This is a genomic window from Leptolyngbya sp. FACHB-321 (assembly GCF_014695975.1).
Taxonomy (GTDB): domain Bacteria; phylum Cyanobacteriota; class Cyanobacteriia; order Leptolyngbyales; family Leptolyngbyaceae; genus Stenomitos.
Window position 1 is genome coordinate 98,072 of record NZ_JACJPI010000045.1, and the last position, 22,461, is coordinate 120,532.

The 22,461-nt window shown below is 52.8% G+C and carries 12 protein-coding genes; 6 read left to right on the plus strand and 6 right to left on the minus strand.

Features of this window, described 5'->3' with window-relative positions; genetic code table 11:
* Window positions 1–117 precede the first annotated feature (117 nt).
* The 3 genes from H6F76_RS30950 to yidD all read right to left on the minus strand — a co-directional run bounded on the left by H6F76_RS30950 (window position 118) and on the right by yidD (window position 3,744).
* Window positions 118–2,520, minus strand: a complete 2,403-nt coding sequence (locus H6F76_RS30950) for a serine/threonine-protein kinase (protein WP_199321989.1) — start codon at window positions 2,518–2,520, stop codon at window positions 118–120.
* 255 nt (window positions 2,521–2,775) lie between these two features.
* Complete coding sequence (locus H6F76_RS08040) at window positions 2,776–3,489, minus strand: M15 family metallopeptidase (RefSeq protein WP_190507297.1); 714 nt, start codon at window positions 3,487–3,489, stop codon at window positions 2,776–2,778.
* A gap of 6 nt (window positions 3,490–3,495) precedes the next feature.
* Entirely contained in the window at window positions 3,496–3,744 is a 249-nt protein-coding gene (gene yidD / locus H6F76_RS08045) for a membrane protein insertion efficiency factor YidD (protein WP_190507299.1), read from the minus strand.
* A gap of 671 nt (window positions 3,745–4,415) precedes the next feature.
* Between yidD and H6F76_RS08050 the strand changes: the two genes are divergently transcribed.
* The 6 genes from H6F76_RS08050 (at window position 4,416) to H6F76_RS08075 (ending at window position 19,289) form a co-directional block, all read left to right on the plus strand.
* A complete protein-coding gene (locus H6F76_RS08050) occupies window positions 4,416–5,753 on the plus strand; it encodes a lipid-A-disaccharide synthase-related protein (protein WP_190507301.1) in 1,338 nt (445 codons plus the stop codon).
* A gap of 101 nt (window positions 5,754–5,854) precedes the next feature.
* Entirely contained in the window at window positions 5,855–8,041 is a 2,187-nt protein-coding gene (locus H6F76_RS08055) for a helix-hairpin-helix domain-containing protein (protein ID WP_347275991.1), read from the plus strand.
* A gap of 159 nt (window positions 8,042–8,200) precedes the next feature.
* A complete protein-coding gene (locus tag H6F76_RS08060; RefSeq protein WP_242036569.1) occupies window positions 8,201–8,686 on the plus strand; it encodes a hypothetical protein in 486 nt (161 codons plus the stop codon).
* Window positions 8,687–8,870: 184 nt separating this feature from the next.
* Window positions 8,871–12,227 (plus strand): non-ribosomal peptide synthetase, encoded by a 3,357-nt coding sequence (locus H6F76_RS08065; RefSeq protein ID WP_190507303.1) that lies wholly within the window; start codon window positions 8,871–8,873, stop codon window positions 12,225–12,227.
* Window positions 12,224–18,079, plus strand: a complete 5,856-nt coding sequence (locus H6F76_RS08070; RefSeq protein ID WP_190507305.1) for a non-ribosomal peptide synthetase — start codon at window positions 12,224–12,226, stop codon at window positions 18,077–18,079. The genes H6F76_RS08065 and H6F76_RS08070 overlap by 4 nt, the downstream gene beginning before the upstream one ends.
* Before the next feature lie 100 nt (window positions 18,080–18,179).
* Window positions 18,180–19,289 (plus strand): alpha/beta hydrolase, encoded by a 1,110-nt coding sequence (locus tag H6F76_RS08075; RefSeq protein WP_190507387.1) that lies wholly within the window; start codon window positions 18,180–18,182, stop codon window positions 19,287–19,289.
* A 127-nt stretch (window positions 19,290–19,416) separates the two neighbouring features.
* On the opposite strand, the gene H6F76_RS08080 is transcribed toward H6F76_RS08075, so the two are convergent.
* The 3 genes from H6F76_RS08080 to H6F76_RS08090 form a co-directional block, all read right to left on the minus strand.
* Window positions 19,417–20,820, minus strand: coding sequence for a folylpolyglutamate synthase/dihydrofolate synthase family protein (locus tag H6F76_RS08080; protein WP_190507307.1), 1,404 nt, complete (start codon window positions 20,818–20,820; stop codon window positions 19,417–19,419).
* Between the two features lie 125 nt (window positions 20,821–20,945).
* Window positions 20,946–22,223 carry a serpin family protein gene (locus H6F76_RS08085; protein ID WP_206754341.1) on the minus strand — a complete coding sequence of 426 codons (1,278 nt, stop codon included), beginning with the start codon at window positions 22,221–22,223 and terminating at the stop codon, window positions 20,946–20,948.
* On the minus strand, window positions 22,210–22,368 hold the full coding sequence (locus H6F76_RS08090; protein WP_190507398.1) for a hypothetical protein: 159 nt from the start codon (window positions 22,366–22,368) through the stop codon (window positions 22,210–22,212). The genes H6F76_RS08085 and H6F76_RS08090 overlap by 14 nt, the downstream gene beginning before the upstream one ends.
* Window positions 22,369–22,461: the final 93 nt, after the last annotated feature.

Consider the following 22,461-nt stretch of genomic DNA (forward strand, 5'->3'; position numbering starts at 1 on the left):
TCTCAGAAATCTCCTACTTAAGCCAAAGCTGCGCAGTAGGCTGATAGGTGATGGGGAACTGATTTGGTAAGGGGGATGGCTCAAGACAATAGGGCACTGAATCTATTTTTTGGCTTGCTACTGTTGCCAAAGCCGAATCGTACCGTCCCAACTGCTGCTGGCGATCGTGCGGTTGTTAGTAGAAAGGGCGATCGCAGAAACCACTGATGTATGACCCGTCAGCGTGGCGAGTGCTTTGCCTGTGCGGGGTTGCCAGAGTTTGAGGGTATCGCTGCCAGTACACAAAAGCTTGCCATCAGGGCTGACAGTAAGTGCTGTGACGCGACCAGATTCGGGCTGAAGGGTGCGCTTTTCGCGCTGGGTGCGGGTGCTCCACAGTTTAACGGTGCCATCCCAACTGCCGCTAGCGAGGGTTTTACCATCCGGCTCAAAGGTCAGCGCTGCAACGGTTTGGGAATGTCCTTTCAGCATACGCAAGGCGCGCCCTGTCGCTGGCTGCTCCAGGTTTAGCTCCCAGAGTGCGATCGTGGCATCGTTGCTACCACTGGCGAGCCACAGCCCATCAGGACTAAAGGCGAGTGCTTCGATACGTCCGGCTTGTCCAGACAGGCTAACAAGTTCCTGGTTCGTTTCCAAGTCCCATAGTTTAATTGGATCGTAGAGGCTACCGCTAGCGAGCATCCGTCCGTCTGAGCTAAGGGCAAGGCTGAGAATTGTATCGGTGTGGAGGGCGATCGTACTAATACGTTGTCCTGTCTGCAAATCCCACAGTCGAATGCTTTTGTCGGCACTCCCGCTGATCAGCAGCTTGCCGTCGGGACTAATGTCCAGACAGGAGACAACATCCAGATGCCCTGTCAGAGTGCGGAGCAGTTGCCCCGTTTGCACATCCCAGAGCTTGATAGTGGTGCCGCTGCTGCTTGCCAAAATTGGCTCTGTCGGACTTAGCGCGATCGCGTAGACCTTACCTGGATTGAGCCATTGGTGCACGCACTGCCAGGACGCTGCTTTTGGCTGGCGATGTGACACTGAGTTTTTTGCACCGTTGGCACTACTGGGCCGCTGAATATTCTGTGGGGCATTTTGTTGAGGTAATGGCTGGGGTTTTTGTTGAGGTAATGGCTGGAGCAATGGCTGGGGTTTTTGCTGGGGTTTTTGCTGGGGCAACGACGGTGCGATCGCGTGAGCTATTGCCTGCACAGCAGCAGAGGCAGCAGAGCGAAACGTCATAGGTATAGGGGCAGGGGGAGCAAGCCCAGCAATCGGTGCCGCCAGCGACACAGCAAGCAATGGGGCAGCCACTGGAGACAAATGTTCCTCAGGTCGTGCTCCATCCAGATCGCGCAGTACCTCTGTTGCAGACTGGTAGCGCTGATTGACGCCAGGCTCCAGAAGACGATCAAGAACGTGCCCTAGCGCTTCACTGACGGGGACGGTCAGATATTTGCGCCAGATCCAGGTATGGTCGCTGCTATCAAACAGATCGAAGGGCGATCGCTGGGTCAGTAAATGGATGCACGTCACGCCTAGGCTAAACAAATCGCTGGCAAACACGGCTTTGCCTCGACTTTGCTCCGGCGCAAGATATTCAGGACTGCCGATCGTCGTTCCGGTTTTGTTCCATGTGGTGCCTGTCGCTGCTTTTGCCGCCCCAAAGTCTACCAGTGCCAACCGTCTTTCGATCGCCTCCCCATGAGGCTCACACTGCCGCCGCAGTTCGTACAGCAAGCGACTGGTGTTAGCGATGAGAGCCTGCCGTTGGGCAAGGGACAACTCGGTATAGCTAGCAAACTGGGTGGTAAGCTGCTGCCAGCGTTTATAGACGGCGATCGACAACGCTTTGGGCGGTTGAGCAAAACTGGCGCTCAGCCGATCGCTAAACCGACGATCGCTGACAAAATCATGGCATCCTTGTGCCGCCTCTAGCGCCAGTGCATGCTGTAAGGCAGCCCAGTCAGGTTGATTAGATGCTTGTTCGGACGATTGCCCTGCTCCCCCGCCTGACATCTGAATCACGTTAGAAGGCTTAAGATCACGATGAATAACGCTGTGAGCATGGATAAACTCCAGCACAGGCAGCAACCCTACCAACACCGATCGCACCTGTGCCTCTGTAAACGCACCCTCATCGTGCAGCAGTTCTGCCAGATTTTTGCCATTCACAAACTCCTGCACCAGGTATTGCTGCCGCTCTTGCCTAAAGTACGCCAGCAGCGTCGGAATTTGCGGATGATTGCCTAACTCCTCCAGCCGCATTGCCTCCCGCTCAAAGAGTTGAGCCGCTTTTTTCAAATGCTGCGCGTCCTGATTTACAGGCAGAAATTGCTTGATCACACAGCGCGGTTTGGATGGTTTGTCTTCATCGATCGCCAGAAACGTTCTGCCAAAGCCACCCTGACCGATCGGCTTCGCAGGTCGATAGCGATCCTTCAACAGTAGCCTTGCGCCACAGTAATGGCAAAGCTCTGCACTGTTTCGATTTTGAGGCTTTTGACAATCGGGATTGAGGCAGTAGCTCATAGCGAAAGAGCAACCAGCAACTAGATGCTTATAATAAGCGGTTCGTGAGGGTTGTGAGGGGAGAGGTGTGAGGAAGTAAGGGCGGCAGAGAGAATGGGGCGGCAGGCGTGGCAAGGAGAATGAGGCGGCAGGGGAAGCAAGGGGAATGGCGCAGTAGGAGTTGTTGGTTTTTGGCTTTTAGAAGAAAGCTGACTGCTGACTGCTAAAGCAACTCAAAACTTTATCTCTTATCCTTCATCCCTCATCCTTTATCCTTCATACCTCCCCCACCGCTCCATACCTTGCCGTTACCTTCGCGTCAGGATTCGCTTGCATCGTTAGCCATGCCCACATCTGGTCGCCCAAGCAAAAGTGCCACCATTCGTTGGGATGTTGCTGAAAGCCAGCCGTGAGCATGATCGATCGCAGTCGTTGGCGCTGTTCATGAAAGGAACGATCGCGAAAATCAGTGCTGGCAGCAAAGTGGTCGGGATACGATCGAGGCGAGAGTTCATCAATGGGAGAACCCATAGCCACGGCTTGACCAAACTCATCCACCAACGTGACATCGATCGCGCCACCTGTGCTGTGTGGCGGCGGCGTAGCGGGATTGAGGCTTGGCACTGCCCAAAACTCGTAAACCAGTTCTAAAAGCGACTCACGCTCCGACTCAGTGAGACGATCCGGCGACAAGCCCTTTGACTGCGCTACATCCCGAAACGTATAGTCCACCATGTATTGCTGTACCGCGATCGGGCGATAGGCATCAAAGACCTGAATCCGCCAGCCAGGAAATTCTTTCTGTAGTAGCGCTTGCGCTTCAATCAGATGCTTTAGTACGCCTTCCCGTAAGTAGAAGGGCGACTTTTCACCATATGGTGCCCCTACAGTGGCATAGGGGTGGGGCGATACTAAGGCAAACAGTGACTCAGGGATGGGTAGTAACGGTTCACCACACTCGACGATCGCAACGTGTTGGTACGGTTTCATGGCAGCTTAAACCTCGTCCCGTTCCAGTGGTTTAGGTGAGGAGGGTCGTGGCACTGGATCGTAACCGCCAGGATGAAACGGATGACAGCGACAGATTCGTTGTGCCGTGAGCCAGCTTCCTTGTAAGACACCGAAGCGATCGACTGCCTCTAGCGCATACTGTGAACAGGTTGGCTGAAAGCGACACATTGGCGGAAACAGCGGTGAAAGAAACACCCGGTAGCCGCGAATTAGCCCCATAAGTAAGATCTTCATACTGCCAGTTCATTGCGGTAAGGGTTGAGGCAGCAGTACGGCTCCTGCCTTCTAAAGTTGCTTTTCACTGGTCGCACCTAGCTTTCTATCGTAGCGGATTCCACGCTTGGTGGTCGGTGTCCGTTGGTATGGTTGGTTCGTCTCGACAAACTAGGAGTTAGCTGTCCCTGACTCATCTACAACTTCAAAATCAGACCCTAACTCTTCCCGTAACAAATGTAATACTTCTTGTGCAGCAGCACTGAACTGTACTACTTCCCTATCGCTCCACCGAGAAGGTTGTGGGGCATTGTCCCAGTTCAGAAATGTATTATGCCAACTCAAGACGAAATTAATACGCTTCTCTAGCGTTTGAGATATCGGCAGTTTAAAGCTATCGATTGGGTAATTACCAAAATGTTCGTAGGCTGCATCGTTTGCACTCCACAAGCAGATACCTGAACCAAAATCGAAGAAATAACGGAGCCTATACATGGTCTCTGCAAAAAACTTCCAACAGCATACCAGTTACAGCTTTCCGCCTCTCTGAGCGTAGCGTTTCACAAATAGCCTCTCGCTACGTTTCTACAGGTGACTCTACCCAACAAGTCACTAACAGAATGGGCACTAATCTATCTGTTGGTCGTCTATCTGCCCTATTCTAGCCATCAGTCCTCAGTCTCTAGCTTCTCATGCGCGTACTCTGTCTCAGCAATGGTCATGGTGAAGATGCGATCGCCATCCGCATTCTGCGCGAACTGCAACAGCACCCCACACCACCGGAACTTGCAGCCCTACCGATCGTTGGCGAAGGTCATGCCTATACCAACAGTGGCATCCCTCTCATCGGTTCCGTCAAAACCATGCCGTCTGGTGGCTTCATTTACCAGGATGGTCGGCAGCTTGCACGAGATATCCGAGGCGGCTTACTACAACTGACCCTGACACAACTCCGGGCGATTCGCACATGGGCAAGTTCCGCAGAGACGCAGAGACGCGCAGAGACGGAGAGGCATCTCTCTCCTTCCACTCCCCACTCCCCACTCCCCACTCCCCACTCCCTCATTCTTGCGGTCGGCGACATCGTGCCACTGCTCTTTGCCCGTTTAAGTGGGCTTCCCTACGCCTTTGTGGGCACTGCCAAGTCTGAATACTACCTGCGCGATGAGGCGGGTTGGTTGCCACGAAAATCCTGGTGGGACGATCGCCTTGAGCGTTGGACGGGCTGCATTTATCATCCGTGGGAGCGCTGGCTGATGAGCCATCCCAACTGCAAAGCTGTGTTTCCCAGAGACACCATTACTGCCAATAGCCTTAAGCAACGCGGAATTCTAGCCTTTGACCTGGGCAACCCGATGATGGATGGGCTGGAGTGGGAAGGGGAAAAGGATAAAGAATTAAGGCTAAAGGATGAGCAGAATTTAGCTTTTAGCCTTGGTCCTTCTGCCTTAACGATCGCCCTCCTGCCTGGTTCGCGCCCACCGGAAGCGTATGCTAATTGGGAAACGATGCTGCAAGCGGTGAATGGAGTGGTTGCCCAAACGCTTCGACCGTTGACGTTTTTAGCGGCGATCGCGTCTGAACTAGAAGCAGAGAAACTGCGGCAGACGCTCATGACGTATCGCTGGCAGCAAGTGACAGAGGATTCCTACACGGTAGGTTTGGGCGAACGAAAATCAACGCTGGTGTTAGCGCAACATCGGTTTGCTGAGTGCCTGCATCGTGCGGATCTCGCGATCGCGATGGCAGGCACCGCAACAGAGCAGTTTGTTGGCTTAGGCAAGCCTGCGATTACGCTGCCCGGTAAAGGTCCACAGTTCACACCTGCTTTCGCCGAAGCGCAAACCCGTTTGCTGGGTGCCTCTGCTGTGTTGGTGAAGGAACCCGATCGTGTGGCGACTGTCATTCAATCGCTGCTGCAAAATCCCGATGCCCTGCAAACGATCGCCGAGAGTGGTCGTCGTCGGATGGGCGCATCCGGAGCTGCCAAACGCATTGCAGATTGTTTGATGACGATGGACGCACCGTGAGATCCAGAAGGAGGTTTCGTTGACAAACGTTTTTGATGAAACTTGTCTGAAAGCACTGCACGGTTATCGGTATTCTGGTAGCAGCTAGTTCCAGGTTCGCAGTGTCTCGACAACTCCATGCTTTGCTTTTGCTGGTGGTTTGGGCAGTGGTAACGTTAACCAGTTTGCCTCAACCGCTGTGGGCAACGATCGCCCAACCCGATCGCGTTCCCCTGACGCTGGAGCTTTTGCAAGCGCGGCTCAAGAATCCGATGCAGAGTGACGGGGTGCGTATTCTCGATTTGAGTCGCCTGACGATCGATTTGCGTCCCGAAAATGCAGCCTTGCGCGATCAGTTTTATGAGTTGGTGCGGGGGCAACTACAGCGTCCTGGTACTCCTGTCGGGCTTGATCTCAGCTACTCACAGATCCAGGGCGAGTTTAAAATCAGCCAGTTGGGGCTACGAGCACCGCTGTATGGGCAATCGCTCTCGCCACTTTTTACACCTACTGAACAAAAGCAGCTACAGCGCGATCGACGGCTTTTATCACGACTCAGCACCCTTTCCCAGTCGTTGCTGTCTAAACCTGATGTTGGTACTCCGCCAGCACCGCTGCAAATCACTGTTTTTCGGGGACCGCTCAAGCTAATTCAAACGCGCTTTACTGGGTTAGCTGACTTTACCAATACGTTTTTTCTTAATCGCGTCGAAGCGCAGGGCGTGCAGTTTGCTCAGTTGGCAGACTGGTCGCAGGCACGCTTAAGCCAGAACGCTAGCTTCGCTGGAGCCACCTTTGAGCGCGATGCTCGGTTTCGTAGCAGCATTTTCTTCGCCAAAACAGAGTTCACGCAGACGCAGTGGCAGGGTGCCGTCAATTTTCAGAACAGCGAATTTCAGGCGACAGCAAACTTCAATCAGGCGTTGTTTCAGCAGCCGACCAACTTCATGCGGGTGCAGTGGGTAGGCAACGCCGACTTTGCCCAGGCGCATTGGCAAAACCAAGCAATTTTTACGAAGGGTACGTTCAACCAATCGCTGTTTCTGACAGATGCGGTGTTTGAGAAAACGGCGTTGTTTCGAGAAGCGCAGTTTAATCGTCCGGTAAACTTGCGCGGTGCTTCCATCTTGGATCGAGCAGAGTTTGGCTATACCGGGTTTGCTAAGGGTGCCTACCTGAATGTGCCGGGACTCCGCTTTGACTCTGATCGCGCCAAAATTATCGGTAATCCAGGGCAAATTAGTCGCGTGATCTCCGTGCCAACGCTGCAAGGCAACGAAAACCTGCTGCGGGAACTGGTGCGAAATTTTCGCCGCTTGGAGCAAATTCCCGATGCGAATCAATTGGAGTATATGCGGGAGCGGTTGCGCTTACGAGAACTACGTCAGCAACTGGTTGGGATCAATATCAACACAGCACCCGCAACACAGTTGGTAGCCGTAGGGTTTTCGCAACGACAGGCAGATGCGATCGCCGAACGACGTACGCAGCAACCGTTTCGCAGCACTGCCGATCTATTGATTGTGGGCAGTGTTGATCTGGCAACGTATATCAATGTGCGCGATCGCGTTATTGCCAAAGAAGCGGTTTCACCAAGTCTAGAAGCCCTCAATCGCCTTTCTACGGGGTTGAGTTGGTTGGGGCTAAGCCAGTTGCTACTGCTGACGCGCTACGGCACTGATTTCTGGCTCATTTTTGGTGTCGGGTTAGTGGCAAGCGCGTACTTTGGAGTCCTGTTTTGGCTGGTCGATCGTTGGCGACGCATCACGCCTGCACCCGTTTTGCCAAAGCTTCCTGAGACCTTTTGGGTACTCTCGCTCTTTAGCGTTTTGTCTTTGTGGGGAGTTGTTTCTATCTTTCGGGCTGCTGATCGCCCCTGGCTCACCCTTGCTAGCATTGCGGCACTCATTATCCCCATACCAGCCTTACTCACCATCCGATTGTATAAAGTGGGTCGCTATCACCCCTTAATGGATGTCAGCTACTTCACCGAAGAAGGGACGTTGCGCCAGCTACGTATCCTGATTGGGCGGTTGCCTGTCATTCCTCGATATGAGCTATTCCGCGAACGCTACATTCCCCTCCTATGGGATCGTCGCTGGAGTTGGCTCAACTACTTCGATTTCAGCCTCAACAATTTACTCAAGTTCGGCTTTAACGACATTCGTCTGCGTGACGAACATCTTCCTGGGCTCATTAGTGCGCTTGTCTGGTATCAGTGGGGGCTAGGCATTCTCTATATTGCTTTGCTGCTATGGACACTCTCCCGCACAATTCCGGGGCTGAATCTGTTGATTTACTTTAAGTGAGGAGAGAGTCGACGGATGGGGCGGCTAGGGAAGTTAAGGAAGATAGGGAGGCAGAGAATTTTAAGTTTTGAGTTTCCCCCTGCCTCCCCTGCTCCCCCTGCCCTCTGCCCTCTGCCTCCTCTGCTTCCCCCTTCGACAGGCTGTCTTTTGACAGTAAGTATGGTTCACGCCACAGTAAACGAGTTGTTATGTGCTGGTTCTATGGTTCGTATGGGTAATTTTCGTCGGGCGATCAGTTGGCTCGTCGTTCCTGTGCTTTTGACCACGCCTGTCCTGGCGCATACTGTGAAAGTTTCGGGTGATGTGGCGGCAACCTTTCATATTGAACCGAACCATAACCCCAGAGCAGGCACACCATCTCAAGCGTGGTTTGGTCTGACGCGCAAAGGTGGCAGCACGATTCCGTTGTCGCAATGCAACTGTCGGTTGGCAGTTTACGCAGTGCCCCATAACAGTAAGGCAGCGCCACTGCTACAACCTGCCCTCAAGCCGATCAATGCAGCGAAGTACAAAGGTGTTCCGGGTGCCAACATTGTGTTTCCTAAGGCGGGGCGGTACGAGCTACGACTCAGTGGTACACCTAAGGCACCGGCAAGTTTTAGACCGTTTCAGCTTAGTTACAGCGTTACGGTTGGAGGGCGTTAGTGCCGCTCGTCATCACGGTAAATTAGTAAGTGGGTGTAACGACAGGTTCGATCAAGCCTAAGCCCAAATCTTTGGAGCCTAATAGAGTCACAGATACTGTCAGATTCAAAATCTATCTTTATGCATAATCTTTGCATCACCTTTTCCCGTACAACAGAGTGAGGTTAAGGAGATGCAGGTGTGAATGTTTTCAGATAAACCCGATCGAGAGCTGGTTGAAGAGGATGTCTTTATTTTTCCGGCCTCGTTTGCTCAACAGCGCTTGTGGTTTATCGAACAACTGCTTCCTGGAGATGCTCTTTACGTTATTCCGCTGGTTTTCCGGCTTACAGGTTCGCTCCAGCGATCGCTCCTCCATCAGAGTTTGCAGGCGATCGTGCAGCGTCATGAAAGCCTCCGCACTACCTTTGATGTCGTGGATGGACAACTGATGCAGGCGATCGCGCCTGAGTTGTCAGTGCCGCTCAACTTCACAGATTTACGAGCCTTGCCCGCTAGCACCCGCGAAGATAGTGCGCTAGCTCAAATCTGGCAGGCAATTCAACAGCCGTTTCATTTAAACCAGGGACCACTGTTTCGCGTCCAGTTGTGGCAATTGCAGGATACGGAACATCTGTTGCTGCTGGCACTGCATCACATTGTTTTTGATGAGTGGTCAAGCGGTGTGTTGATCCGCGAGTTGGGCGCACTCTACGCCGCGTTGGTGGAAAACAAACCGATCGCGTTGCCAGACTTACCCATTCAATATGCTGATTTTGCCCACTGGCAGCGGGAGTGGTTGCAAGGAGAGGTGCTAAACGCCCAATTACGCTACTGGAAGCAGCAGTTAGCAGATGTCCCAGTGCTTAGTTTACCTGGTGCGGCAGCTCGTCCGCTCCTGCATTCAGTGGTGCAGGGGCATCAGGGTGCCAGCCAACTGTTGGAATTACCGCAGCCGTTATTGGATGAGTTAGAGGCACTAAGCCAGCAGGCAGGCGTAACGTTGTTTATGACTCTGCTGGCAGCCTTTCAGACGTTGCTACATCGCTATACTGGGCAGACTGATCTGGCGATCGGCTCTCCCATTGCTAATCGTCATCGCAGCGAGTTGGAAGGGTTGATTGGGTTCTTGGTCAATAGCCTGGTGTTGCGAACCAATCTGGCAGGTGATCCCACCTTTCGCGAGTTACTAGACCGGGTGCGGGATGTCACTTTGGCAGCGTACGCTCATCAGGATTTACCGTTTGAAAAGCTGGTAGAAGAACTGCAACCCGTACGTAGCCTGGGTCAAAATCCGCTCTTTCAAGTGGTCTTTGCGCTGCAAAATACACCGATGGAGCAACTGACGTTACCGGGCTTAATCCTTAGCCCGGTGGAGTTGGAGACGAAGACTTCACGCTTTGACCTGGAACTCTATGTTTGGAAAAGTGGGGACAACTTCAGAAATTTGTGGGGTAAGGGTTGGCAGCAAGCGGATGGGTTGCGCGGTGTCATCGTTTACAACACGGCTTTGTTTGATTCGACCACGATCGCAGCACTACGACAGCACTTTCAGACGTTATTGGAGGGGATCGTCGCAAAGCCAGAGACTCCTCTCTCGGCATTGCCATTGCTAACGGTTGCAGAACAGCGATCGTTGTTACAGCAGTGGCAAGGCAAGCAATCCAGTTATCCCGCTCATGTTTGTATCCACCAACTGTTTGAAGCACAGGTTAAGGAACGACCCACCGCGATCGCTATCCAATTTAATGATCAATCGTTCACCTATCAGGCATTGAATCAAGGCAGTAATCAACTGGCGCGGTATTTGCAACGATTAGGGGTTGGCGCTATGCCCGTTGGCATCTGTCTGGAACAAGGGGTGGAAGCGATCGCGGCAATGTTGGCAATTCTCAAAGTCGGTGGTGCTTACGTGCCGCTTGATCCCACCTATCCCTCAGAGCGGCTGCACTTCATGCTGGAGGATGCGGGTATTACAGTGGTGTTGACGCAGGCAGACTGGGCAGAGGCACTGCGAACTGACCACACAACGATCGTTTGTTTGGAACAAGCCTGGGGCACGATCGCTAAGGAGTCGGATGAAAACCTGTCGGCTCCCTGCACTGCCGATCAACTTGCCTACGTCATCTATACCTCTGGCTCAACTGGAACGCCCAAAGGTGTGATGGTGCCCCATCGGGCAGTGAATCGGCTGGTGTGTGACACCAACTATGTGCAGATCGAACCGGGCGCTCGGGTGGCACAAGTGGCAAACCTTGCCTTTGATGCCGCCACCTTTGAAGTTTGGGGTGCTTTATTGAACGGTGCCCAACTGATTGGCATAGAGCGAGAAACGACACTGACACCCACTGCGTTTGTTGCTGCTCTGGAACACCAGCGCATCAGCATTCTGTTTTTGACAACCGCGTTATTTAATCAAACGGTAAGCCAGATTCCTACTGCCTTTCGATCGCTCAAATACCTGCTGTTTGGCGGTGAAATGGTGAATGTGGATTGCGCGCGATCAGTGGTGCAACAGGGCAAACCCCAGCATCTCATCCATGTCTATGGTCCCACTGAAAACACGACCTTTTCCACCTGGTACGAGGTGCAAAACGTGCCAGAGAACGCCACGACCATTCCCATTGGTCAAGCCATCGCTCAGACCCAGGTGTATTTATTAGATGCTAGGCAAAATCCAGTCCCAGCAGGCGTAGGCGGTGAACTTTATTTAGGTGGCGATGGGCTGTCACGAGGCTACTTGAAGCGTCCAGAGCTGACAGCAGAACGGTTTATTGACAATCCCTTTAAGGAGTGGGGCATGGGGAATGGGGCAAAGCACTCAACTCCTGGCTCCCAACTCCCAACTCTTTACAAAACGGGCGATCGCGCCCTGTATCGTTCTGATGGCGCGCTTGAGTTTTTAGGACGCACAGACCATCAAATCAAACTGCGCGGTTTTCGGGTGGAACTGGGCGAGATTGAAACGGCGATCGTGCAACATCCAGCCGTGCGAACCGCCCTAGTGGTGCTGCGAGAGATGGACAACGCGCCTACAGAGACGCTGCGCGAACGACAGTTGGTTGCCTATGTTGTAGCCGACGCGGCGGTTGTACCAACAGAGCGGGAGCTGCGATCGTTTCTCAAAACAAAACTACCGCTTTATATGCTGCCTGCAGCCGTTGTAGTGCTAGACGCATTGCCACTTACTGCCAATGGCAAGGTGAATCAAAAGGCATTGCCACCACCTTACGTGGCTGTTGCGATGGAAGCCAGCCCAATCATTGCACCCACCACCTCCCTAGAGGCATCCCTGGTCGAAGTCTGGACGCAGCTTTTGGGACGGACAGTGGGCATCCACGACAATTTCTTTGAGTTGGGTGGGCATTCCCTCCTGGCAACTCAGCTTGTCTCGCGTCTGCGCGATCGCTTGCAAGTGGAATTGCCGCTACGCAGTGTGTTTGAAGCGTCCACAATCGCAGCACTGGCAGAGAAGATTGAAGCGCTGGAGGCAGCGCAAACAGTCTCCAGCAGGGCACCTCGTCAGCCAGCAGCACAACGACGTGAGGAAGTAGAACTATGACGCAGAAAACGATCGCTGAATTTGTTTCCCAGCTAAACAGCCTGGATGTAGAGGTTTTTGTGGAGGGCGATCGCGATTCATCCTTAGAGGTGATGCGTTTGCGCTGTACTGCTCCTGAAGGAACGCTAACCACTGCATTGCGCCAGGAATTAGCCGATCGTAAAGCCGAACTTGTTTCGTACCTGTCTCAGGAGAAGACAGAGGGCGGAGGGCAGAAGGTAGAGGGCAGAGGGCAGAGGGCAGAGGGCAAGGACGTACTATTTTCTCCAACCTCAACTCCTGCTGCTCGACTCCCGACTCGTACGCAAAGCCCCCTTTCCTTTGCTCAACAGCGCTTGTGGTTTCTCTATCAACTCACTCCAGGCAACCCTTTCTACAATGTGCCTGCTGCTATCCGGTTAACAGGGACGCTGGATCAAACAGCGCTAGAGCGATCGTTTCAGGTGGTGGTGCGTCGTCATGCTGCCCTTCGCACTACTTTTACAACCCATGAGGGACAGCCCGTTCAAGTCGTTGAACCCGATGTCACGGTTGAGTTGGCGGTTGTGAATCTGCAGGCAGTGGCGGTGAGCGATCGCGAACGCATTAGCCAACAGCTAGCCACGGCTGAAGCCCAACATCCGTTTAACCTCACCACCGATCCGCTGTTGCGAGTGACGTTGCTGCAATTTGACTCTACTGAAGCAGTGCTGTTGCTGACGATGCATCATATCGTTGCCGATGGCTGGTCGTTGGGCGTGTTGATCAAAGAATTGGCGTGTTGCTACACCGCCTTTGTAGAAGGGCAATCGCCCAGCTTGCCACCTTTACCCATCCAATACACAGATTTTGCTGACTGGCAGCACCGTTGGTTGCAGGGAGAGGTTTTAGAGAAACAACTGGCTTACTGGCGAAAGCAATTACAGGCGTTGCCAGTACTACAATTGCCCAGCGATCGTCCCCGTCCTGCCGTTCAGAGCTACCGGGGCGCAACCTATCCGCTGCAAATTTCCGCTACGCTGACACAAGCCTTAGAGACACTTAGCCAACAGTCGGGCGCATCGCTCTTTATGACCCTGCTGGCAGCTTTTCAAACGCTGCTATATCGCTATACCGGGCAGACTGATATTGCGATCGGCTGTCCCATTGCTAACCGCCATCGAAGTGAGTTGGAAGGGCTGATTGGCTTTTTTGTAAACAGTTTGGTGCTGCGATCGAATTTATCTGGTCAGCCCACCTTCCGTACTTTATTGGAGCGGGTGCGCAATGTTGCCCTAGAAGCTTACAAATATCAGGACTTGCCGTTTGAGAAGCTGGTCGAAGCGTTAGATCCCGATCGCGATCTCAGTCGCAATCCCTTATTCCAGGTTGCCTTTGCGCTACAAAATGCTCCCATGCAGCCCTTAGAATTGCCAGGTTTAACGCTGACACCTGCGCCTCTAGAGTCAGGCAGCACTCGGTTTGATCTGGAAGTTCACCTATGGGAACCTGCTCACGGGCTGCGAAGCTTGTGGCAATCGCAGGAAGGTTTGAGCGGCTTTATCTCCTACAGCACTGATTTGTTCGATCGCGACAGAATTGGTCGCCTCATTGGTCATTTTCAAACGTTGCTGGAAGGCATTGTTGCCAACCCTGATGCTTCTCTAGCAGACTTGCCGCTGCTCACACCCGTAGAACAGCAGCTGCTTGTTGGATGGAACCGCTCCCCCCTAGCCCTTCTTGAAAAAGGGAGGGATCAGTCTGAAGTCCCCGTTTTTAAGGAAGATTTAGGGGGGGCACGCTGCTTCCATCACCTTTTTGAGGCGCAGGTGGCTTTGGCTCCAGAGGCGATCGCCCTTGTGTCAGAACAGGGATCGCTCACTTACCAAGAACTTAACCAGCAAGCGGATCAGTTGGCGCAAACCTTGCACGAGATGGGCACTCAACCCGGTGATCTGGTGGGCTTATGTGTCGATCGCTCCGCCGACATGGTGATTGGCATTCTCGGCATTCTCAAAGCTGGAGGAGCCTATGTGCCGCTCGACCCCAACTACCCAAGCGATCGACTTCACTTTATGTTGACCGATACGCAGGTGCCGCTTTTGCTGACGCAATCCTGGTTGCTCGAACAGCTACCGCGATCGCAAGCAACGGTCCTTTGTCTCGATCAACCCTTGCCCCCGGGAAAACAGGCTAGGAGAGAGGGTTGCACAGTTACGCCTGATCAGCTTGCCTATGTAATCTATACATCTGGTTCGACGGGCACACCAAAAGGCGTTCTCCTCTCTCATCATGGGTTGTGCAATGTCGTTGAAGCACAGCAGCAAGTCTTTCATCTTTCCCGCAGCAGTCGCATTCTGCAATTTAGTTCGCTGAGTTTTGATGCCTCCATTTTTGAGCTTGCCCTGGCATTTGGTTCGGGTGGCACCTTATATCTTCCACCCAAGTCTGCCCAGCTGCCGGGCATGGCATTGGTACAATTTCTAAACGACAACGCGATTACCCATGCCCTACTGACTCCAGCAGTGCTAGCTGTGCTGCCGCCTGCGGTACTACCTGCCCTTCAGGTATTGATTACAGGTGGAGAAGCCTGCTCCAGTCAGGTGGTCGATCGCTGGGCAGTGGGGCGGCACTTCTTCAACGCGTATGGACCGACAGAAGTTACCATCTGGGCAACCGTTGCTGAACTCCATCCAGGCGACAACCCATCGACGATCGGTCGCCCCATTCTCAATACCCAGGTGTATATTCTGGATGCCAACTTAAATCCTGTGCCCGCAGGCATTCCAGGCGAGCTATACATCGGCGGTGCCGGACTCGCTCGTGGCTATCTCAATCGTCCAGAGCTAACAGCAGAGCGGTTTGTGCCTAATCCATTTCAGGAGAAGGGAGACGCAACCCCAACTTCCTTGCTTTATAAAACGGGCGATCGTGCTTTCTTTCGCACTGACGGCACCATTGAGTTTCTCGGTCGGGTCGATTACCAAATTAAAATCCGAGGGTTTCGGGTTGAATTAGGCGAAATTGAAGCAACACTGCAACGCCATCCCGCGATTCAGGAAGCAATCGTCATCCCTTCCGGCGAACCATCAAACGAGATGCGCCTCATCACTTACTTCAGCCTCGATCGCCAACATTTTCAGCAAACCATTCTGCAATCGCTGCAAACTCAACATATTCAATACTGGCAAACCCTTTACAACCAAACCTACCAGGCTCCACAGCCTACAGCCATTACCCCACAACATCCAGTTGAGCGCTCACGCCGAAACTCTACCCCCCCATTCAACATCACCGGTTGGAACAGCAGCTACACCGGAGAGCCCATTCCCCTTGAGCAAATGCAAGAGTGGGTGAGCGATCGCGTCCAGCAAATGCTTGCCCTTAAACCCAAGCGAATCTTGGAAATCGGTTGTGGTACTGGCTTGTTACTCTTTCAACTTGCACCGCATTGCCGAAAATATGTGGGAACGGACTTTTCAAAGGATGCGTTGGAGTCAATTCAAACTCAATTGAACCCCCTCAATCTTCCTCAAGTCGAACTACTGCACCGCATGGCAACTGATTTTGAGGGTATTGATGTAGCCTCGTTTGATGTGGTGCTTTTGAATTCGATCGTGCAATATTTTCCAAGCCAGGATTATCTAATGCAGGTGTTGGAGAAAGCCATGCAAGCAGTGGCACCCGGAGGTGTTTTGTTTCTGGGCGATGTGCGAAGCCTGCCGTTATTGACGGCGTTTCATACCTGGGTGCAATTTTGTCAGGCAGATGGAGGTATGGAGCGCACCCAATTACAGCAACAAGTGGAACGATCGCGGTTTGAAGAACCAGAACTAGCGATCGATCCAGCGTTTTTTCATGCCTTGCGCGATCGCTTCCCCCAAATTCAACAGGTGCAAATTCGTCTCTCGCGTGGTCGCAGCCAAAATGAAATGACGCAGTTTCGCTATAACGTTTTGCTGCACCTAGAACCGCTACGATCCCCAACCGCTCAAGCATTGCAGGGATCGTCGGCTCACGAGCAATCGCGCTCCATCCAACAACATGATTGGCAACGTCAGCCTATTACAGTGGAAGCGATGCAAACACAACTACGTGAGACTGAACCAGCGCTAGTCACGATCGCGAATGTTGCAAACAGCCGTGTGCAGGCTGCTGTTCAAGCGGCAAACTGGTTACGCAACAACGACACGCCAAAAACGGTTGGGCGGATGCGAGAAACGTTACAGGATGCTGTTGCCTTGGCGATCGATCCTGAAGATTGGTGGGCTTTAGAAACAGTGCTGCCCTACACCGTAGAAATCACCTGGTCAACGCAAACCCATACAGGTGCTTATGATGTGCTGCTGACTCGGCAGGGTGTTGATGCGACGTTTGCCGTACCCCTCTCTCAGCCATTCAGCCAAGCCGGTCAGCCTTACACGAATGATCCGCTTCAGTCGAACTTTGCCCGTCAGCTCATTCCTGAACTCCGGCACCATCTCAAGCAAACCTTGCCAGATTACATGGTGCCGTCTGCCTTTGTGCCGTTGGAAACGCTGCCGCTTACTGTCAATGGCAAAGTAGACCGTCGTGCCCTCCCAACGCTGAGTAATGCCCTCCCCTCCGCCAGCACTGCACTTTCCGCCAGCACTACCATTGCACCCTCAACCCAAACAGAATCAACTTTAATTGACATCTGGCAAGAACTCTTGCGGCTCAAGCAAGTGACGGTTCACGACAACTTTTTTGAACTCGGTGGGCATTCCCTTCTGGCTACGCAAATGACCTCCCGTGTACGCGATGCTTTTGGGCTAGAGCTACCGTTGCAGAGCGTGTTTGAAACACCCACGATCGCTCAACTGGCTCCGATTCTAGAAACATTACGCGCAGCCCCTTCTGCCCCTAACGTGCCCCCGCTTGTCCGTTTGGATCGTGCGGCTCATCGTCGCTCGCGATCGCAGCAATCCAGCGTTCCGGCTCAGGCTCTCCAAGATCTGGCTGCTCAAGACCAGGCTCTTCAAGACTTCGCTCCTCAAGATCTATCCGTCCAGGCAACTCCACCATTCAACAATCAAGTTGCCTCTGAGCAAGCGATCGCCGCTCGATCGCCGCTAGTGCCCTTAACGCTGGGTGGAAGCAAGCAACCGTTCTTCTGCGTGCATCCCATGTTTGGAGTTGTGTTTCCCTATCTAGAACTGGCGCAGCAGCTAGGCAGCGATCGCAGTTTTTATGGGCTGCAACCGCTGGGATTGGACGGCAAACATGCGCCCCTAACTAAGATTGAAGCGATCGCCGCTTACTACGTTCAAGCAATGCAAACCCTTCAGCCACACGGTCCCTATTTTTTAGGCGGATGGTCATTTGGTGGGCTGGTTGCCTTCGAGATGGCGCAACAGCTCACGCAGGCAGGGCAGAAGGTGGGTCTCCTGGCAATGCTTGATACGCCTGCACCGACCAACCACCAACCGTCGTTGGGTCAAAGCCTCAAGTTTCTTCTGGGAACGGCTCTCTGGTCTACGCTACCGTTTGTGCTGGACTATGGTGCGATCGCGGCAAATCGATTGCGCTCCTTGACCTGGGTATCTCGCTGGCAGTGGTCTGCGCTGATCCGTCGGTTGCCTGAAGAATCCCGCTTACAGCTTTTGGATGAATCGGCGATCGCACCCCTGCTGCGTATTGTCTATGCCAACGCTCAAGCAGCGTACCGCTATGTGCCGCAGCCTTACCCCGATCGCATCACGCTCTTTAAAGCCACTGAACAAGCCGATGTCATGGGGCAGGACTCAACGTTAGGCTGGAGCACTTTAACGACGGATGTGCAACTGCATCCGGTGCCGGGAAACCATCTCTCTTTGCTGAAACAACCGCATGTGCAAACCCTGGCGCAGCAACTTCGACCCTATCTGGCTTAAACGCTGCTTTTTCTAACTTCCGGGGGTTCTCCAGGTTCAAGCATCCCCTTAAACTCAATGCACCTTAATCCTTAGTACGGACGTTTGACTTGCCATGTTCATGCCCTTCGGTTTTCTGTTGCAGTGGTTAACCAATTTATTTACCGTTGCTATTCTTGGCGGTGGCGCTTACGTTCTTTACGAATGGTATGAAGGCGACCTGGTGAGCGATCGCTGGTTATATCTAGGGGTAGGGTTGCTGCTGTGGTCATTTTTGGGCTTTCTGCCCATTTTGCTGCTGCGTCGTCCCGGCAGCGATGAACCGAGAGTAATCCGTAGCAACCGCACTGAACGTTTACCCCGACCCGATGGCAGCGAAATTCACGTCGAAATCTATGGACCCGATCGTGCTCCTACCCTTATCCTGACGCATGGCTGGGGACCTGATAGCACTGTCTGGTATTACCCTAAGCAGCAACTCACCGAGCACTTTCGCATTATCGTTTGGGATCTACCTGGTTTAGGTAAGTCCAAAAAACCAAAAAATCGAGATTTCTCACTAGAAAAATTTGCTTGTGACCTGGAAGCAGTCTTAACGCTGGCAGGCGATCAACCCGTCATTTTGTTGGGGCATAGCATCGGCGCAATGATCCTGCTGACCTTCTGCCGCTTGTTTCCACAACATCTAGGGCAACGGGTGGCTGGCTTGATTTTGGTCGATGGCACATATATCAATCCGCTGAAAACTACCATTCTCAGCAAGCTGTTGCTGACATTGCAGAAGCCATTGCTAGAACCATTGCTTTACCTGTCGATCGCGATCGCTCCCTTACTCTGGCTCATCAGTTGGCTCAGCTATTTCAATGGCACGACGCTGTTAACGACAGAAATTTCTGGCTTCACGGGCAGAGAAACACGGGGGCAGCTTAATTTTTCCAGTTTGATTGGCATTAAGGCATCACCGGGAATACTTGCGCGAGGCGTCTTGGCAATGTTCAAGTTCGACGAAACAGCAACATTACCAAAAATCTCCGTTCCTACGCTGGTGGTCGTTGGTAAGTCTGACATTGCAACCCGACCCTTTGCTAGCAAACGCATCAGTACAGACATACCGCAAGCAGAACTAACAGTCTTGGCTCCGGGAGGGCACATGGTATTAATGGAACGCAACCAACAATTTGCCGAAGTAGTCCAAACCTTTAGTAAGACCTGCTTGAGTTTAAAGAGTTGAGTCTATCAGGGGGAATTACAAGTGCTTTACAGCCGGCTCCAGTAATCTCCAATTAATAAGTCACACTCTTTATCCCTTCACTCTTTCACTCCTTCACCCTCTCACCCCCTCACTCCTTCACAAGAAACTACGGCTTACTGATCGAAGCATCACTGTCCTGCTCCATCCCCTGCCGCTCAATTATGTGAAAGAAGTGCCCAATCAGGTAAAGTGACCCGCACAAAACGGTGAGAGGCGTGTCTGTTTGGGGCTGTGTTGTCCCCGCTTGGTCGAGCGAACTGTTGTAAGTTGCAGCTTCTAAAGCAGACAGTACATCAGCGTAGGTTTGGCACGCTGCTAAATCGGGGCAGATTTCGTGCGCTAAAGTAGCCAGTTCTTTGGGGTCGGCAGTGCTATGGTCGGGAACGGGCACCAGGTAAAGTCGATCGCCCCCCCGCAAGAGCGCCTCAAAGACCTCGGCATGATCTTTGGTGGAGAGCATTCCCATCACCCAATGAATTGATGCGCTGCGATTCATGGCGATCGCAGGGCTATCTACAAACTGTCGCAACACTTCAGCACTGGCGGGATTGTGAGCACCGTCGATGAGAATGTTGTGCCCCTGCCAAGTGAACCATTGCAACCGTCCCGCCCACTTCGTTTTGGCAATGCCGTTGACGATCGTTTCGTCTGAAAACTGCCATCCTTGCTGTCGAAGCATTTGCAGCGTAGCGATCGCGAGTGCTGCGTTATGGCGCTGGATATCACCCAGGAGGGGCGATCGATACTTGAGAGTCTTGAGGACAATCATGCCCTCTGCCTCGCTATCCGGCGACTCTGGCTGTATGTCGTACTCTTCGATGCCCTGATACTCTGCCCAACCATCGCCTAAGTCCTTTGCAGGCTGGGGATAAACCGTCAGACACTCTAGCTCGGCAGTGCGACGATGAACGACAGCAGCAGCTTCTGGCGGCAGTTGCCCAATCACTGCAACCCCGCCCTGCTTAAGGATGCCTGCTTTTTCCCAGGCAATGTCTGCCAGCGTGGGACCCAGCCGTTGCCAGTGTTCGCGGCTAAGGGAGGTGATGACACTGACGAGGGGGCGATCGCACACATTCGTTGCATCCAGCCGCCCGCCCAGCCCAACCTCCATCACCGCAATATCGACGTTCTGTTGCGCAAAGTAAAGCCATGCAGCGGCAGTAAAGACCTCAAACTGAGTGGGAGATGGCTCCAACGGCTGAGCGGCTGCAATCACCTGCTGAAGGACGTGTTCTAGATCGCTGGTAGCGATCGGTTGTTCGTTGAGACAAATGCGTTCTTGCCATCTAATCAGATGGGGGGAGGTGTAGCGTCCCACACGATAGCCTGCTTCCGTCAACACAGCCGAGAGGTAGGCGCAAACGGAGCCTTTGCCGTTGCTCCCTGCTACATGGACGATCGGCACTTGCTTCTGGGGATTGCCAAGCGCTGCTAAAAGCGCTTGAATCGATTCAAGCCCTAACCTCACACCAAAACGGGCAAATTGTTGGAGTGTTGAGTCGATATCCAAAATCTCTGCGCTCTCTGTGTCTCTGCGGTTCCTTCAACTATCTTAGGCACCGAAGTCATACGTGAACGCGAGATCCCCGACTTCTTCAAGAAGTCGGGGATCTGAACAGCTAACTTTCAGAGCGATCATTTTGGATCGACGATCGCGCCCATAAACAACACCGTCCCAGTTTTGTTATCGCGGATGGCACAGAAGAAAGGGCGATCGACGTTCATTTGAAACGGTTGACTTGTGGGCATGGAGGTTGTGACAATTCCGATCGACGTCGCTGCTGCCGCTTCGGTGCCTTCTTCGTTTACCTCGACAAAGGTTTTGTGCTTTACCTGGTCAATTTTGGTGGACGCAGTACTCAGCTCATCAAAGGTAGCTTTATTGGCATCAAAGGCGATCGACATTCCCAACGTAGACAGCGCTTTTTTCAATGCCACATCATATTCCAGCTTGAAGCGGGGTACTTGTACTGAGCCTGGTTGCGTGCGAAAGCGACCCATCCATTGCTGCCAGTTCTCAGCCGTCAGGATTTTGGTAAAGCGAGACAGGTTGGATGCTTTCTTGGGCAGAAAGAGATACATACTGACGCGCTCGTTGCCGTAGGGGAGGCTTACTGCCTGAAACTGGTTCGTTTCGTAATACTTGTAGCTGCCAGTCTGCGCCATCGTGGGGTGACTTTTCGAGCGACCGTTCGACAGGTAAAAAGGCTTGTTAGCAGTTTCACTCTTGTCAAACGCTTTTGTCCAGTTGCCTTTGAAGTAGATGGCGTTAACCAAAAACATGACGTCATCGGGCTTCAGACCGTCCACAATTTGACTGATCTTGCCACGAGTGTTTTCTTTCACCCAGTTGTTAATCGTTGCTGTAGACTCGGGGGCTGCAAAGTCTAGCTCTGTAATCTGTGCGCCGTAAAAGTCTCGATTGCGTTGGATAAAAGCTGGCTTGAAGGGGGTGCCCTGCCGTGCCCAGAGTGAGTTGGCGATCGTAAGCTGCACGCCACTATCAGGGCTTTCTAGCATTTTCTTTAGGTCAGCGTTGGCTCGGTTAAGCTGGCTCAAGCTCATGCCCTGAAGCTCCAGGGTTTTTGCCATTTGCTGTTGGGTCGCTCCGCTGGCACCGTTGTAGGTCATGGCAAGGGCGATCGCCACGCTCGACGGCGACACAAACACATTTTTCTTGTCGTCCTGCTTCAGCACCTCTGAAAACAGCTTGAAGCCAAACTTGGTATTTGCACTGACGAGCTTCGGATCAACGGCTGAGGGCTTTTGCATCGCTACCGGCTGCGGTGGTTGGGTCGGCTGCGGGGCAGTTGCCGAATTTACATTCGTCCCGTGCAAACACCCCATCAAGCCCAGCAGTAGGAAACTGCCGATCGCCACTACCCCTGTCCGCCGTAACTTACGATGACCCATCTTTCCACTCCTGACCAAACGCTGCATGAAGCTCTTTACCTCTCAACAATGCCACGTTCGGGATGGAAGGGCGCGATCGTTGCAGATTCGGTAACTGCAACAAAAAAGTTGACAGCAAAATGCGCTTGGTTTCCTTTATAAGCATCTCCAAGTAGCTTGTCAAAGCTAACTATGAATTAAGTGGCTCATAATTATTTGTAAGATGCATTGAGCGAAGTCGAAACGCCCTCAGTTCTGC